General features: G+C 58.4%; 15 protein-coding genes. 12 read left to right on the top strand and 3 right to left on the bottom strand.

The window, feature by feature from the left end:
• Positions 1 to 3: 3 nt before the first annotated feature.
• The 4 genes from BR48_RS0118270 to BR48_RS0118255 all read left to right on the top strand — a co-directional run bounded on the left by BR48_RS0118270 (position 4) and on the right by BR48_RS0118255 (position 4,598).
• Positions 4 to 1,224 carry a hypothetical protein gene (locus tag BR48_RS0118270; protein ID WP_027232632.1) on the top strand — a complete coding sequence of 407 codons (1,221 nt, stop codon included), beginning with the start codon at positions 4 to 6 and terminating at the stop codon, positions 1,222 to 1,224.
• Positions 1,225 to 1,233: 9 nt separating this feature from the next.
• Positions 1,234 to 1,866, top strand: a complete 633-nt coding sequence (locus BR48_RS0118265) for a DUF5074 domain-containing protein (RefSeq protein WP_027232631.1) — start codon at positions 1,234 to 1,236, stop codon at positions 1,864 to 1,866.
• Positions 1,867 to 2,048: 182 nt separating this feature from the next.
• Positions 2,049 to 3,137, top strand: coding sequence for a patatin-like phospholipase family protein (locus tag BR48_RS0118260; protein ID WP_027232630.1), 1,089 nt, complete (start codon positions 2,049 to 2,051; stop codon positions 3,135 to 3,137).
• Positions 3,138 to 3,143: 6 nt separating this feature from the next.
• Positions 3,144 to 4,598, top strand: a complete 1,455-nt coding sequence (locus BR48_RS0118255; RefSeq protein WP_027232629.1) for a GntP family permease — start codon at positions 3,144 to 3,146, stop codon at positions 4,596 to 4,598.
• Between the two features lie 5 nt (positions 4,599 to 4,603).
• Here BR48_RS0118255 and BR48_RS0118250 read toward each other — a convergent pair whose 3' ends face one another.
• Positions 4,604 to 5,038, bottom strand: coding sequence for an SRPBCC family protein (locus BR48_RS0118250; RefSeq protein ID WP_027232628.1), 435 nt, complete (start codon positions 5,036 to 5,038; stop codon positions 4,604 to 4,606).
• Between the two features lie 120 nt (positions 5,039 to 5,158).
• Here BR48_RS0118250 and BR48_RS0118245 point away from each other — a divergent pair, with 120 nt between their 5' ends.
• The 7 genes from BR48_RS0118245 (at position 5,159) to BR48_RS0118215 (ending at position 11,827) form a co-directional block, all read left to right on the top strand.
• Positions 5,159 to 6,229: an adenylate/guanylate cyclase domain-containing protein gene (locus BR48_RS0118245; protein ID WP_027232627.1), complete on the top strand. Its 1,071-nt coding sequence runs from the start codon at positions 5,159 to 5,161 to the stop codon at positions 6,227 to 6,229.
• A 123-nt stretch (positions 6,230 to 6,352) separates the two neighbouring features.
• Positions 6,353 to 6,682 carry a hypothetical protein gene (locus BR48_RS0118240; protein ID WP_027232626.1) on the top strand — a complete coding sequence of 110 codons (330 nt, stop codon included), beginning with the start codon at positions 6,353 to 6,355 and terminating at the stop codon, positions 6,680 to 6,682.
• Between the two features lie 152 nt (positions 6,683 to 6,834).
• A complete protein-coding gene (locus BR48_RS0118235; RefSeq protein WP_027232625.1) occupies positions 6,835 to 7,617 on the top strand; it encodes a DeoR/GlpR family DNA-binding transcription regulator in 783 nt (260 codons plus the stop codon).
• Positions 7,614 to 8,696 (top strand): ABC transporter ATP-binding protein, encoded by a 1,083-nt coding sequence (locus tag BR48_RS24930; protein ID WP_036814885.1) that lies wholly within the window; start codon positions 7,614 to 7,616, stop codon positions 8,694 to 8,696. Before BR48_RS0118235 ends, BR48_RS24930 begins: the two co-directional genes overlap by 4 nt.
• Positions 8,697 to 8,759: 63 nt before the next feature.
• Positions 8,760 to 10,028: an ABC transporter substrate-binding protein gene (locus BR48_RS0118225; RefSeq protein WP_027232624.1), complete on the top strand. Its 1,269-nt coding sequence runs from the start codon at positions 8,760 to 8,762 to the stop codon at positions 10,026 to 10,028.
• Positions 10,029 to 10,097: 69 nt separating this feature from the next.
• Positions 10,098 to 10,991, top strand: coding sequence for a sugar ABC transporter permease (locus BR48_RS0118220; protein WP_027232623.1), 894 nt, complete (start codon positions 10,098 to 10,100; stop codon positions 10,989 to 10,991).
• Positions 10,988 to 11,827 (top strand): carbohydrate ABC transporter permease, encoded by an 840-nt coding sequence (locus tag BR48_RS0118215; RefSeq protein WP_051615179.1) that lies wholly within the window; start codon positions 10,988 to 10,990, stop codon positions 11,825 to 11,827. Before BR48_RS0118220 ends, BR48_RS0118215 begins: the two co-directional genes overlap by 4 nt.
• 53 nt (positions 11,828 to 11,880) lie before the next feature.
• On the opposite strand, the gene BR48_RS0118210 is transcribed toward BR48_RS0118215, so the two are convergent.
• Positions 11,881 to 12,501 carry a hypothetical protein gene (locus BR48_RS0118210; RefSeq protein WP_027232621.1) on the bottom strand — a complete coding sequence of 207 codons (621 nt, stop codon included), beginning with the start codon at positions 12,499 to 12,501 and terminating at the stop codon, positions 11,881 to 11,883.
• A gap of 397 nt (positions 12,502 to 12,898) precedes the next feature.
• On the opposite strand from BR48_RS0118210, the gene BR48_RS0118205 reads away from it, so the two are divergent.
• Positions 12,899 to 13,252, top strand: coding sequence for a hypothetical protein (locus BR48_RS0118205; protein ID WP_027232620.1), 354 nt, complete (start codon positions 12,899 to 12,901; stop codon positions 13,250 to 13,252).
• Positions 13,253 to 13,632: 380 nt separating this feature from the next.
• On the opposite strand, the gene BR48_RS24925 is transcribed toward BR48_RS0118205, so the two are convergent.
• A partial coding sequence (locus BR48_RS24925) for a DUF2950 family protein (protein ID WP_036814881.1) occupies positions 13,633 to 13,833 on the bottom strand: 201 nt, incomplete at its 5' end.

Below are 13,833 nucleotides of genomic sequence, written 5' to 3'. Positions count from 1 at the left end.
TGCATGGACTCGATGATTACCGCCGCCGCACGGCTGCTCGCGACCGGAGATCTCCTCGGCGCATTGAAGCGGGTCGCGCTTCGTGACGACGCACCGGCACTGGCGCTACGCGGCATCGCAATGGCGCAGCTCGGTGAACTTGCTCGCGCCAGAGCGCTGTTAAAGTCTGCCGCGCGCGCATTCGGGCCGCGCGAAGCGGTCGCCAGGGCGCGTTGCATTGTCGCCGAGGCGGAGATTGCACTCGTCTCTCGCGACCTTGCCGGCCCCCTCAAGACATTGGCCGACGCCCGGGCCGTGCTCGAGACGCATGGAGACCGATTGAATGTCGCGCATGCTCGCCACGTGGAAGCTCGGCGGCTGGTTTTGATCGGTCATGTTAATCAAGCGGAGCAACTGCTCGGCGATCGCGATGCTACGAGGCTTCCCCCGCCCTTGCGCGCCGCCTACGAGTTGGTGATTGCCGGAATCGCCATCCGGCGCTTGCAGACCAAAGCTGCGCGCGTCGCCCTGCAGCGCGCAGCCGATGCTGCAATGCAGGCGCGTATCCCGGCACTTGTTGCAGAAGTTGAAAGCGTCTCGCGCGTGATGGAGATGCCCGCCGCGCGCCTCATCGCGCGCAGCCATGAGCGGCTTGTACGGCTCGAAGATGTCGAGGCGCTTTACGCGTCGGACACTCTCGTCGTCGATGCCTGCCGCTACGAGATACGCGATTCAAGGGCCTGCGTTTCGCTGGCCAGCCGCCCGGTGTTGTTCACACTCGCCCGCACCCTCTGCGCGAATTGGCCAGGCGATGCATCGCGACGTGACCTTATTGCCGGCGCCTTTCGCAGCAAGGAAGCCGATGAATCGCATCGGGCTCGCCTGCGCGTCGAGATCGGCCGGCTCCGCAGTGCGCTTCGTGCAATAGCGGATATCAAGGCGACCGGCGAAGGCTTTGCACTGCATCCGCTGCATTCTCAAGCCGCGGTCGTCCTCGCTCCACCTGTCGAAGAGCAACATGGCTCGCTGCTCGCCTTGCTTGCCGATGGCGAAGCATGGTCGAGTTCCGCCCTGGCCATCGCTCTTGGAACTGGCCCTCGCACCGTTCAGAGGGCGCTCGAAGCCTTGGCGGCTGCTGGCAAAGTACAGGCCTTCGGTCGCGGGCCGGCACGCAAATGGATGATCCCGTCCATGCCGGGATTTCCGTCAACTTTGTTACTCCCCGGTCCATTGATGAACGGCTAGGATATAGCGATGAAACACTCCCAAGCTGAAATTCTCCGCGAGTATGGACCGTTTCCCGGCGTGGAACGCGTCCATGGCGTCACCTATGACGGTCAACACGTGTGGTTTGCATCTGGCGAGAGGATCAATGCTCTCGACCCCGCTGCCGGAAAGGTCGTGCGGTCGATCGATGTCCCCGCGGATGCCGGAACAGCCTTCGACGGTAAATATATCTATCAAATCGCCGAAGATCGCATCCAGAAGATAGAGCCAGAGACGGGTGAAGTCGTCGCGACGATCCCGGCGCCAGGCAATGGCGGCGATTCCGGCTTGGCCTGGGCCGAGGATACGCTGTGGGTCGGGCAGCATCGCGGCCGGAAAATCTACCAGATCGACCCCGAAAGCGGTGCAATCCTGCGGACGATCGAGTCCAACCGCTTCGTCACGGGTGTTACCTGGGTGGACGGTGAGCTTTGGCACGGCACCTGGGAAGGCGACCATAGCGATGTCCGGCGCATCGATCCGAAGACCGGAGAAGTTCTGCAACGCATCGACATGCCGGAGGGCTCGGGCGTGTCAGGCCTCGAGTCCGATGGGAAAGACCGGTTTTTCTGCGGCGATGGCAGTGAAAGCAAGGTCAGAGCCATCCGCAAGCCGAAGTAAGGAAGTTATCCGTCGACCCCCGTCTCGTACACCGGCGTGCTAATTTCTGGCTCCCACTTGCCAAGCTTGCTGCACTGCAGCATAATTCAACTCAAAGAGCCGGATTTTGCTCGCTTGAGTTGCAACGGTATGCTGCCCTTGCAGCGTTTTGGCTTCGCAAGTTTCTGGCGGAGTAGGGGTCCATGGGCGCGGCGAGTGACGACAAGTCTGAAGCTTCCAATGCTAATGCGCGAAATCCTCTCCCAATAGACCTCGCCCTGCAAGGCGGCGGGGCCCATGGCGCCTTCACATGGGGTGTCATCGAGCGACTGCTCGATGAGCCATGGCTGAAGATCGAAAGCGTGACAGGAACGTCGGCTGGAGCAATGAACGCCGCTGCGCTCGTGTCAGGCTACGCCTTGAATGGTGCTGAAGGCGCAAAGACCGCGCTGGAAGTGTTTTGGCGCCGCGTCAGCGATGCGGCAAAATACAGTCCGATCCAGCGGACGCCGTTAGACAAGATGGTCGGCAACTGGTCTCTCGATAATTCGCCCGGCTATCTGTTCTACGATATCTTCAGCCGGCTCTTCTCGCCCTATCAAACCAATCCGGCCAACCTCAATCCTCTTCGCGACGTTCTTGAGGAATGTATTGATTTCGATCGGCTGAAGCAGTCTGAAATCAAGATCTTCGTGAATGCGACCAATGTGCGGACTGGTCTGCCCCGGGTGTTCCGCAATGCCGAAATGCATGTCGATGTCCTTTTGGCCTCGGCCTGTCTGCCCCTCATTCATCAGGCCGTCGAGATCGATGGCGATCCATATTGGGATGGCGGCTTTTCCGGCAATCCTTTGCTGACGCCGATCATTCGGGAGAGCAAGGCGCGCGACACGGTGCTCATCCAGATCAACCCTATCGAGCGGCCGGGCGTGCCAAAGACGGCCCCTGACATTCTCAACCGGCTCAACGAAATCTCCTTTAATTCCAGCCTCAAGAAAGAGCTTCGCGGCCTTGCAATGTTTCAGCGCCTCATCGCAGAGGAGGGCGGGCTCGAACATGCCGAGTGGGTCGAACAATGGGCCGACATGCGCATCCATCGCATTACGAGCCCGAAGATGGTCGAACTCGGCGTGTCCTCAAAGCTCAATGCGGAGTGGGAATTCTTGACGATGCTGCGGCTCGAAGGTCACGCATGCGCCGAAGCATTCCTCAAGGATCATGGCACTGATCTCGGCGTTCGATCTTCCTTCGATATCGACAGCCTTCTTGATACCATCCTCGAACAGGTGTGACGTCCGATGGGCATTCTTGGCATCCTGATCGCGCTCGGTCTGCTCATCTGGCTTGCTTATCGCGGTTGGAGCATCTTGCTCCTTGCTCCCCTTTGCGCGCTTCTGGCGGCCTTGCTTGCCGGCGAACCGCTGCTTGCAAACTGGACGCAGACATTCATGAGCAACGCCGCCCAGTTCGTTGCACAGTTCTTTCCCATCTTTTTGCTCGGCGCCCTTTTCGGCAAGCTTATGGAATCAAGCGGCTCGGTCGAAGCGATCGCCGCCTATATGACCGAGAAGCTGGGCACGCAGCGCGCAATCCTTGCGATTGTGCTCGCGGGAGCCTTCATCACCTATGGCGGCGTCAGCTTGTTTGTCGCCTTCTTCGTGCTGGCGCCGATGGGACACGCCTTGTTCAAGGCCGCCAATATACCGCATCGGCTGATGCCGGCCGCCATCGCGCTCGGAACCTCCACCTTCACCATGTCGGCCATGCCGGGAACCCCCGCAATCCAGAACGCAATTCCCATGCCCTTTTTTGGCACCAACCCCTTTGCCGCACCGGGTCTGGGGCTGATTGCTTCGGCCATAATGCTGGCATTCGGCATGTGGTGGCTCAGCCGGGCCGAAGCCAGAGCAAGGCTGAAAGGGGAGGGCTACAGTTACGCCGGCTCCATCAACCCCAACGATGCTGCCGAGGATGAACTTGTTCGCGAGCGTGCAACCACGGCCCGGGAGTTCGATCCCGGCGAGATCAAGCGTGGCGGCCATGCGAGCAGCCTGCCGTCGTTCCGCCTGGCCGCCCTGCCACTGGCGGTCGTGGTCCTGACCAATTTGATCATGTCCTTCGTGGTCCTCCCGAGGATGGACGTGTCGTTCCTGCAGGACGCCCGATGGGGAAACACATCGCTTGCCGCAGTTGGCGGCGTCTGGTCCGTGATCGTGGCGCTGGCGACCGCCATTCTGGTCCTGATCGCGACCAGCCACAGGCGCTTGCCGAGCTTGCGCGCTACGATGGATGCCGGTGCCAATGCTTCGGTGCTGCCGATCCTCAGCGTTGCCAGCCTCGTCGGGTTCGGCGCCGTCGTAGCCGGGCTGCCGGCATTCGAAGTCGTCAAGAACTGGGTGCTCGGCATCGAAGGCGGTCCGCTGGTGTCGCTGGCGCTCGCGACCAATATCCTCGCCGCTCTGACCGGGTCCGCGTCGGGCGGATTGACGATAGCGCTCGATGCGCTCGGACCCGCCTATATGACGATCGCCAAGGAGATCGGCCTCGATCCGGGTCTGATGCATCGCGTCGCGGTCATCGGCGCAGGTACGCTCGACAGTCTGCCGCACAATGGTGCCGTCGTGACGTTGCTCGCGGTATGCGGTTCGACGCACAAGGAGAGCTATGTCGATATCGTCATGGCGGCAATTGTCGGCGCGCTCATCGCCCTGGTTGCCGTTATCGGACTTGGAACGGTTCTCGGGTCGTTCTAGCCCGGTTATTCGACAGGCATGTCCGGTCCGGGGTCGCCCCCGGCCGCTGCGATGGCAAGCCGGTCCAGATAATGGTTCCAGCCCTTTTCGTGGCTCGCTCTTTCCTTTTCGTCCGGCAGGCCGCCATGGGTGAAACGCACCAAAGTGCCGCCTTCCTTTTCGATAAGGTCGATCTCGATGAGACCGGACTCAGGCGGCACGGTCTCGCTTCCCTCCCAGCCAAAGCTGTATGCGAGGCGATGCACGGGGATAACTTCCGTAAAATGGCCACGGGCCGTATGCGCGTCATCCATGCTGACGAGATAGATGCCGCCTGGCTGCGGGTCCACCGTCGCCTTGGTGCCCATCCAGCGCAGGATCTTGTCCGGATCGGTAAAAAAGGCGAATACTGTTGCCTGCGGCGCTGCTATCTCGATTTCCCGTTGAAGCGTCTCGCTCATCGTCGGCTTCCCTCAATGGCACATTTCATTCAACCTTGAGTGGTAATTTAAGCCAATCGCGGCCCGAGACAAGGATCAAATCCCATGACAGGGGCGCAATGCCGTTCCATAGTGACACGCATGGGAATGCCATCTTCACTTTCCTTCCTGATCGACAACGCAATTCAGTTCCAGGATGGTGCTGCCTTGCTGAAGGAGCTCGCCGCACAGATTGCTGCCGACAATATATCGCTGGCCGGCGGTACGCTTACGCTATCGGCACCGCACCCGATCATCAAACAACGCACCTTCCTGTGGCGCGCCGACGCGGGGGAGGTCATCGAGGCGCTCGGCCTGGCTGGCCCAGCCGACCCTGACCCGGCCGAACTCGCGCGCAACTGGCTGACGGGTATCGGCACGCATGTGCAGGTGGATTTTACTGGCGGCTCCACTGACGGTGCGATACTGGGCTGGGCCGCCAGGCGGCCGTTCAGCCCAGCCGAGTCGGCGTTGCTTCGGGAAGTGGCGCGCTTCGCTGCGACGCCTCTGGCACTACTGGCAACGCGTTCGACCCTTGCCGTGTTGCTGACAGCCTATCTTGGCAAGCGCAGCGCTGCGCGGGTCCTGGCCGGCCGCTCGCGGCGGGAACGCGGCGAAACGATCCGGGCAGTGCTGCTTTATGCCGATCTGCGAGGCTTCACCGAGCTGTCAGAGGCCTCGGAACCCAAGGATGTGATTGCCGCCCTCGACGCCTGGTTCGATCGCATTGCGGGAGCCGTCCACGCCTTTGACGGCGAGGTTCTGAAGTTTATCGGCGACGGTGTCCTTGCTGTCTTTCCTATCGGAACGCGAAACGCCGCTGCCTCCTGCGACGCGGCGCTGCGTGCCGTCGTCGCCGCACGTGCGGGCATGGACCATCTGAACCGATCCCGTAGCGCCAAAGGATTGCAGCCCTTGTCCTTCGGCACCGCGCTGCATCTCGGCGAGATGCTTTGGGGAAATATCGGGACCGCCGACCGGCTTGATTTCACCGCGATCGGCTCCGCCGTAAATCTTGTGAGCCGCCTGGAGGGCCTGTGCCGTCCGCTCGGCCATAAGGTATTGTTGTCAGGGGCGTTCGAGGCGGAAACGACAAGGCCGCTCGTGCCGCTTGGGGATCACAAATTGCGCGGCATTGCCATGCCGTGCCCGGTGTTTGCCCTGCCGGAGTGACCAGGCCTTACCCCAGCCGTTGCAGTCATTTTTCGCCGTGGAACAAAATTGAATCGAGGAGCGTTTTATTGACGTATTTGAACCAGGCAATTTTTCCATGCCATTTTTGAGGAATTCAAATTGATGAAGAAGCTTTATTTCGCAACCGCTCTTCTCTCGCTTCTCGCTCCTGCTGCATATGCTCAAACCGCCGATCCGGTCATTGATGCTTGCAAATCCACGGGTTTGATCGCTCTCCAGCAGAAATCTCCGGATATCACAGATCTCACAATCGATCTCGAGAGTGTCGCAGTATCGGCCACGACGGCGAAAATTGAAGACGTGCCGCTCAAGACGGTTGTTCTTGGAGAATCCTACGTCGTCCGCGGCACAAAATCCGGCAAGCCCGATCGATTCGTTTGCCTGGTGGGTGACAAGGGCAAGGTTCTTTTGACTTTCTTCACGTCCAAATAGTGTGCGATTTTCTTCGCTAGGTAAATTGCGGGTAGCCCGTTTTTGACGGGCTACCAAGCACTTTCACATGAATGACACAAAACTGAAATCTAGTTGTCATTTAACCCATATAACGAGTGTTCATCGTTCATATGAACATTCGGATACGCATAATGAATATATCTGCAAGGCAACAGGACATCGTCGAACTTATTCGCCAACGCGGTTTTTTATCAGTCCAAACCCTTGCCGATCATTTCATGGTCACGCCGCAAACGATCCGGCGCAATATCAACGAGCTTTGTGATGCCAATCTCCTGCGCAGAAGGCACGGGGGCGCGGAATACATCGACGCGCCGTCGATCAATCTTTCCTATGATTCACGCCGGATAAGCTATCCCGAAGAAAAAAAAGCGATCAGTATTTGCGTCGCAAACATGATCCCGAGCCGCTCCTCCGTATCATTCGGTATCGGAACGACGCCGGAATTCGTGGCGCGGGCGATGCTCAACCACGAAGACCTGACTGTCATCACCAACAACGTCAATGTGGCGGTGACGCTGAGTGCAAACCCCTCGAACCGCATCATCATGCCGGGCGGCGTGATGCGCCTGCCTGACCTCGATTTTCTGGGACCGCATGTCGAGGAGATGTATCGCAACTACCGCGTGGACTTCGCGGTCTTTGGCGTCGGCGGCATCGATCCCGATGGCACTTTTGTGGATTTCGACCGTCCCGAGGTTTTGGTCCGTGCTGCGATGCTCCAGAACTGCCGGACGTCCATTCTGGTCGCGGATACAAGCAAGTTTGGCCGTCTGGCGCCGGCGCGCGGAGGGTCTCTCGCCGACCCCGACATGATCGTACTCAACGCATTGCCGGACGTCGCCGTTACTCCGCTCCTTGCTGACAGCACCATTGCGGCAAAGCTGCGCCTGGCGAACGAAGATTCAAAATGACCGGACAACCCTTCGTTCGCCTCAAGAATATTACCCGCAGGTTCGATGGAGGCGGCGGGGTCAACAGCCTTTCGATCGATATCCCCGAAGGTGGATTCACGGTCCTACTCGGCCCGTCCGGCTGTGGAAAGTCGACGACGCTTCGACTGATAGCCGGGCTTGAGCCGCCGGACAGCGGCCGTATCGAAATCGGCGGGCGCGATGTTACGGCTCTGGGTCCCTCGGAGCGCGGACTGACGATGGTATTTCAATCTTATGCTCTCTTTCCCCATCTCAATGTCGCCGAGAACATCGTATTCGGGTTGCGCGTGCGGGGCATGGCCAAGAAGGAACGAGAAGCGCGCCTTGCCGAAGCCCTCGACCTAACCGGTCTCAACGGCTACGCCGACCGGAAGGCCGCCCAGTTATCTGGCGGGCAACGGCAACGCGTTGCCCTCGCGCGGGCTATCGTCGCCCGCCAGCCACTTTGCCTGATGGACGAGCCGCTCTCCAATCTCGACGCCAAGCTCCGGCACTCCGTGCGCCAGGAGATACGCTCCCTGCAGCGCCGGCTCGGCATGACGCTGGTTTACGTAACCCATGACCAGACGGAAGCCATGGGCATGGCCGACCAGATCGTGCTCCTCAATCAGGGACGTGTCGAACATATGGGACCGCCCGCCGAGCTCTACGAGCGGCCGGCAAGCGCCTTCACCGCGAGCTTCATCGGCAGTCCGGCGATGACGCTACTCCCGGCCGATATTCTGCCTTTCAACCTGCAGGCGGCGGGAATCTTGCCCGCCGGCCTCAACGCAAAATCTCTTCAGCTTGGCGTCAGGGCCGAAGATTTCATTCTTTTACCCGAGGGCAGCGGCCGACTTCCGGCCACGGTTGTCTTCAGCGAGTTTCTTGGCGCCGAAACCTATGTCTATCTTGCTGTCGATGGCGCCGAGCAAGTGATAGCGCGGTTGCCAGGTCGAAACGAAAAGGCTCCGGGAACTCGCCTTTCGCTCAACTGGTCGCCTGCCTCCGCCAATTGGTTCGACCGCGAAAGCGGCCGATGCCTGCCAAATACACTCCAATTGGTCAGTCAGCCGTAAAAAAACGCTGCCTCCAACATGCGTGACTGCTTTCAATTAAATCATTCAAAGAGGAAACTTTTCATGAGACATTTCACAACTGCTGCCCTTCTTTCGGCGACATTGTTGACGGCCACCGCCATGCCGGCCTTTTCGCAGACTGAACTGACCATGTATTACCCGATCGCCGTCGGTGGCCCGCTCACCAAGGTTGTCGACGGAATGATCGAAGGTTTCCAGAAGGAAAATCCGGAGATCAAGGTCAACGCCGTCTATTCCGGCAATTATGACGATACGCGCGTTCGCGCGCTCTCCGCCATTCAGAGTGGCCAGCCGGCGCAACTTTCGGTGCTTTTCTCGATCGACGCCTACGATCTGATCGAGCAGGACCTGATCGTTCCGTTCGAAGATATCCTCAAGACGGACGACGAAAAGAAATGGCTGAACAGTTTCTATCCGGCATTGATGGCCAATGGCCGCGTCGAAGGCAAGACATGGGGCATCCCGTTCCAGCGTTCGACGATCGTCATGTTCTACAACAAGGACATGTTCCGCCAGGCTGGCCTCGACCCCGAGAAGGCGCCGAAGACCTGGGACGAAATGGTGACGGCGGCCAAGGCCCTGACCAAGGACGGGCATTACGGCCTAATGGTCCCGAGCACCGGCTATCCTTACTGGATGCTGCAGTGCTTCGCCATCGAGAACGGCAAGGAACTGATGAGCAAGGATGGCACGAAGGTCAGTTTCGATGACCCTGCCGTCGTCGAAGCGCTCGAATTCTGGCGCTCATTCTCGACCGAGAAGAAAATCTCGCCGGAAGGTCTCATCGAATGGGGCACACTGCGTCAGGCGTTCGTCCAAGGCCAGACCGCTATGATGTGGCATACGACAGGCAACCTTGCCGCAGTCAAGAAAGAGGCGAAATTCGATTTCGGCGTTGCCGAGCTCCCGGCCAACAAGCAGCCCGGCTCGCCGACCGGTGGCGGCAACTTCTACCTGTTCAAGAAGGCTTCCACGGAAGAACGCGCCGCTTCGCTCAAGTTGATCCGCTATCTGACCGCGCCGGAGCGCGCCGCGCAGTGGTCGATCGAGACCGGCTATGTCGGCGTCAGCCCAGCCGCCTACGAGACGGAAAAGCTCAAGGCCTATGGTAAGGAGTTTCCGCAAGCCCTGGTCGCCCGTGACCAGCTCAAGGTTGCAATTCCGGAGTTCTCCACCTGGAAAACAGCCCGCGTTCGCGAAGCCTTGAACAATGCCGTCCAGGCTGCCCTGACCGGCACGCAAAGCTCAGCCGATGCGCTGAAGGCCGCACAGGCGACCGCCGACGACCTGCTCAAGCCTTATCAGAAGTAACGCATGCCAGGCTGGAACGGAGGAGTTCCTCCGTTCCAGCAATTTCAGACACTACTCGAGAGCAGTCGCATGGATCAAATAGCTGTCTACCAAAAACGCAGGCAATCACTCTATGGATGGATGCTGGCGGCTCCCGCTCTGATCCTGCTCACGATCTTCGCATTCATTCCGACGATCACCACAGTGTGGTCGAGTTTCTTCTCGTCGGGAACGGCGAGGCTTCCGGCGGCGCTCACCGGCCTCGGAAACTATTCCGACCTGATCAATGACCCCGCCTTCTGGACCGTCGTTCGCAACAATGCGGTCTATGCCGGGGTTACGATTCCCTTTTCGATCGCGATCGCCCTTGCCATGGCTCTCTGGGCCAATGCCAGTATTCCGCTGCGCGGTATCGTGCGGGGCGCCTATTTCACCCCGACGATGCTGCCGATGATCGCCGCCGCGAATATCTGGCTCTTCTTCTATACGCCGGGGCTAGGCGTGATTGACAGCATCACGGGCTTGTTCGGCATCGCACCGACGAACTGGCTGGGCCAGCCGGGAACGGCGTTGTGGGCGGTGATCGTCGTCACGATCTGGAAGGAAGCCGGCTTCTTCATGATCTTCTATCTCGCCGCCCTGCAGACGATACCTCCCGATCTCAAGGAAGCCGCAGCCATCGAGGGCGCGGGCCGGATCACATACGCGCGGCGCGTGCTGTTTCCCCTTTTGATGCCGACGACCGCTTTCATCTTCATCAACGCGCTGATCAACTCGGTCAAACTGATCGACCATCTCTTCATTCTCACCAAGGGCGGACCAAACAACGCCACCAAGCTGGTGCTCTACTGGATTTGGGAAATGGCATTTGCCTATTTCGACCGTTCGCACGCAGCCGCCATGACGGCCCTGGTTCTGATCGCGCTTGGAGCAGTGGCGGTGTTTCAGTTCCGCGTCCTCGACCGCCGGATACATTACCGATGACCATCGCCGTTTCCACCGCCTGCCGTGGCCTGCGGCTCGACAGTCTGCTTGATGCCGCTGGAGCCTGGCTCCTGGCCTTGATCTGGATCGCGCCGCTGCTTTTTGCTGTTTGGGCGTCGTTGATGCCCTCCGGTCATGCGCTCGATTTCAGCGGCCGCGTCGCGCCGACGCTGGACAATTATCAAAACGCCTGGAACGCCGCGCCCTGGGGGCTTTACTTCCGCAACACGCTGCTGCTGGTCAGCTTCACACTCGTCGGACAGCTTATCCTCTGCACCCTTGCCGGCTATGCATTCGCACGCTTCGAATTCGTTGGGCGGGAACCGGTTTTCATGCTCGTCCTCCTGCAGCTTTTCATCCTGCCGGAAGTCTTGATCGTCGAGAACTATGCGATGATCTCGCGCCTGTCCCTCTTCGACACGATTGCAGGCATGGGCTTGCCCTACGTCGCCAGCGCCTTTGGCATCTTCCTTCTGCGCCAAGCGTTCAAATCGGTTCCGGTCGAACTCGAGGAAGCCGCGCGCATCGAAGGCTGCAGCTGGCTTGGCGTGCTCTGGCGAGTTTATGTTCCTGCTGCGAAGCCGGTTTACCTCGCCTATGCGCTGGTCTCGGTGGCGACGCACTGGAACAACTTCCTGTGGCCATTGATCGTCACTAATTCCGCCGAAACGCGGCCCGTTACCGTTGGTCTTTCGCTGTTTGGCGCACCAGAGAGCGGCGTTAACATCTCGACGATCAGCGCGGCTACGGTCATGGTCGTCGCTCCGCTGATGATCGCCTTCCTAATCTTTCAGAGACAATTCATCCAGGCATTCCTGCGCGCTGGCATTCGTTAGGCGAGGGCCGGCGCTGCGGCGCTGGCCAACTGCCTGCCGCGCCTCTGTTTCGATCAGCGCTGCCGGTTGAAGGACCGTGCGACGACGATCTCGCCGGTCGTCTTGCGCTCGGTATGATAGGTCCCCCGCAATTTGTTTCTATCTTCATCGAAGTAGAGATCGAGGTAGCACACGCCCTCATGCGGCATGCTGCGGCTGCGAAACTGCGCCTGGGGATCGGTATCGTAGATATACCAGATACGAAACTTGCCAATCTGGTAGAACGGCTTCAGGAAGCATTGCGTCGTTTGCGACTTCGTCTCTCCGGACTTGAACGCAACCGACGTGGAGAAGAATCCCTGCCGTATGGCAATCGCGACTGGAATAGGCGGCACCTGAATTCCAGTCGCCGGATCCGAATAGGTCGAGACCACTTGGCCAGTCCATGTGCCATTGAGATCAGGGAAGGTGTGGCGCTGCAGCGAGGGAAGCCAATGCCAGGCAAGGCTCCAAATCAACTGCACGAGACCAGCAAGGATCGCCGCTGACGCCAGAAATACGAGCGACCAATTTTCAGGGGTCGCGGGCATGTCACCGAACACATATCCATATGCATACTGGGCGAGGTAGAAACTCAGCACCACGCCAGCGAGAACCAGACCGAACTGATACTTCGTCGGAACAAGCCGCCACATCTACGCATCTCCCAAAGAAAAGGATTGGCAATGATGCCTCATGGCGTTGTGTCTGATGTCGCCGCTGGACGCTCTTCTTCATAGTCAAGTTTCATCAACAGCCCGGTCATCGATTCCCCCCAAAATCAGCCCCTCACAAACTCTATGGAGGACCGATAAATGACAAGGCCGTTTGTTGCGATCGGGCTTGATATAGAAAACGTCGTTACCAGTCGGTGTATTCGTTAAATTGGCACCGGTGTCGATAACGCGCCGACGGAATTCGATATGTGAGAGAGGTTGATTTGGGGTACCCGGTAGAAACAGATGAATTTAATGGGTTTCAAGCGACGTCAACAATGACAATATTGACGGACCGCTTCGGCAATCTTGTTACGGTTACACCGTTGAGAATTAAATGAAGCTGATTCGGAGTGGACTTGAGAAAAAATATCGTGATGAACTTCAGAGCAGTCACCATGCGCTTTTCAACGACAGCACTAATCGTCGTCTGCTGAACTCAATTAGACGCGCGTTTCCGAAAATGTATTCGGCATATGTCTTGGATTGGATACCAGAGCAAGGGGAGGACATCTTTACTGTTCTGGTCGATGACAACACTGTTGCTACTTTCGAACTGTCGAGATTGAATTGTGAATTGGCAGAAGCACAAAATGTTCGGATGACCAAAGACTATCAACGTGCTCTCCAGAAGCACAAGATGATCAAACTTCTGATCGCTCTGGAGTTGGCCGCAGAGAACGCTGAGTAAGTATGATTGCAAAGGAAGAATTTAAGAAACTTTGTGCGGTCGCAGCGAGTGACAAGTGCGAATTGAAGTCCTGGCTCTCGTAAATAGGCATGAGTGTACGATCGGTGTAATATTGAACATGTGAATTCTCGCTGAATGGCGACGTCGGAGCAATCGTCATCCGGCCGTCGATCACCTTCGACAAACCTCGATCCGCTGCAAATCGCGCTCGCTCATTACAATCAGTCCCATCCGCAATCTCCCACGTCATCAAAAACGCCGGGAGAGTGACATTCTTACTTTGCAGAAACAGGACACTTCAACTTTGCGGCTACACACACTTGCATAAGGCGTATTATGGAACTAGCGCCCAGCCAGCCGCAAGGTCGCGTACGACACAGCTATTGCCTTACGATGCAGCGGAAACCGATATGTGATGTCGCGGAGATGACGAAATCGTATTTGCCACCGGCAATATTGCTGCCTTGGGACTTAAGGATGCGATAACGATAGCCGAAATAGCCATGGTCCGATGCGGCTGCACCCTCGACCTTAGCCGGATCGGCAAAGCTGCCGGCCGGACTTTCTTCGCCGCCATCAGA

The organism is Phyllobacterium sp. UNC302MFCol5.2 (assembly GCF_000686005.1).
Classification (GTDB): Bacteria; Pseudomonadota; Alphaproteobacteria; order Rhizobiales; family Rhizobiaceae; genus Phyllobacterium; species Phyllobacterium pellucidum.
The sequence above is the reverse complement of the archived record's forward strand: the minus strand, read 5'-3'. Positions and strand labels throughout refer to the sequence as shown.

What these genes read in the sequence shown, in the direction of transcription:
- BR48_RS0118270 (WP_027232632.1), top strand. Translation starts at nt 4, where the DNA reads ATGGACTCGATGATTACCGCCGCCGCACGGCTGCTCGCGACCGGAGAT.
- BR48_RS0118265 (WP_027232631.1), top strand. Translation starts at nt 1,234, where the DNA reads ATGAAACACTCCCAAGCTGAAATTCTCCGCGAGTATGGACCGTTTCCC.
- BR48_RS0118260 (WP_027232630.1), top strand. Translation starts at nt 2,049, where the DNA reads ATGGGCGCGGCGAGTGACGACAAGTCTGAAGCTTCCAATGCTAATGCG.
- BR48_RS0118255 (WP_027232629.1), top strand. Translation starts at nt 3,144, where the DNA reads ATGGGCATTCTTGGCATCCTGATCGCGCTCGGTCTGCTCATCTGGCTT.
- BR48_RS0118250 (WP_027232628.1), bottom strand. Translation starts at nt 5,038, where the DNA reads ATGAGCGAGACGCTTCAACGGGAAATCGAGATAGCAGCGCCGCAGGCA.
- BR48_RS0118245 (WP_027232627.1), top strand. Translation starts at nt 5,159, where the DNA reads ATGGGAATGCCATCTTCACTTTCCTTCCTGATCGACAACGCAATTCAG.
- BR48_RS0118240 (WP_027232626.1), top strand. Translation starts at nt 6,353, where the DNA reads ATGAAGAAGCTTTATTTCGCAACCGCTCTTCTCTCGCTTCTCGCTCCT.
- BR48_RS0118235 (WP_027232625.1), top strand. Translation starts at nt 6,835, where the DNA reads ATGAATATATCTGCAAGGCAACAGGACATCGTCGAACTTATTCGCCAA.
- BR48_RS24930 (WP_036814885.1), top strand. Translation starts at nt 7,614, where the DNA reads ATGACCGGACAACCCTTCGTTCGCCTCAAGAATATTACCCGCAGGTTC.
- BR48_RS0118225 (WP_027232624.1), top strand. Translation starts at nt 8,760, where the DNA reads ATGAGACATTTCACAACTGCTGCCCTTCTTTCGGCGACATTGTTGACG.
- BR48_RS0118220 (WP_027232623.1), top strand. Translation starts at nt 10,098, where the DNA reads ATGGATCAAATAGCTGTCTACCAAAAACGCAGGCAATCACTCTATGGA.
- BR48_RS0118215 (WP_051615179.1), top strand. Translation starts at nt 10,988, where the DNA reads ATGACCATCGCCGTTTCCACCGCCTGCCGTGGCCTGCGGCTCGACAGT.
- BR48_RS0118210 (WP_027232621.1), bottom strand. Translation starts at nt 12,501, where the DNA reads ATGTGGCGGCTTGTTCCGACGAAGTATCAGTTCGGTCTGGTTCTCGCT.
- BR48_RS0118205 (WP_027232620.1), top strand. Translation starts at nt 12,899, where the DNA reads ATGAAGCTGATTCGGAGTGGACTTGAGAAAAAATATCGTGATGAACTT.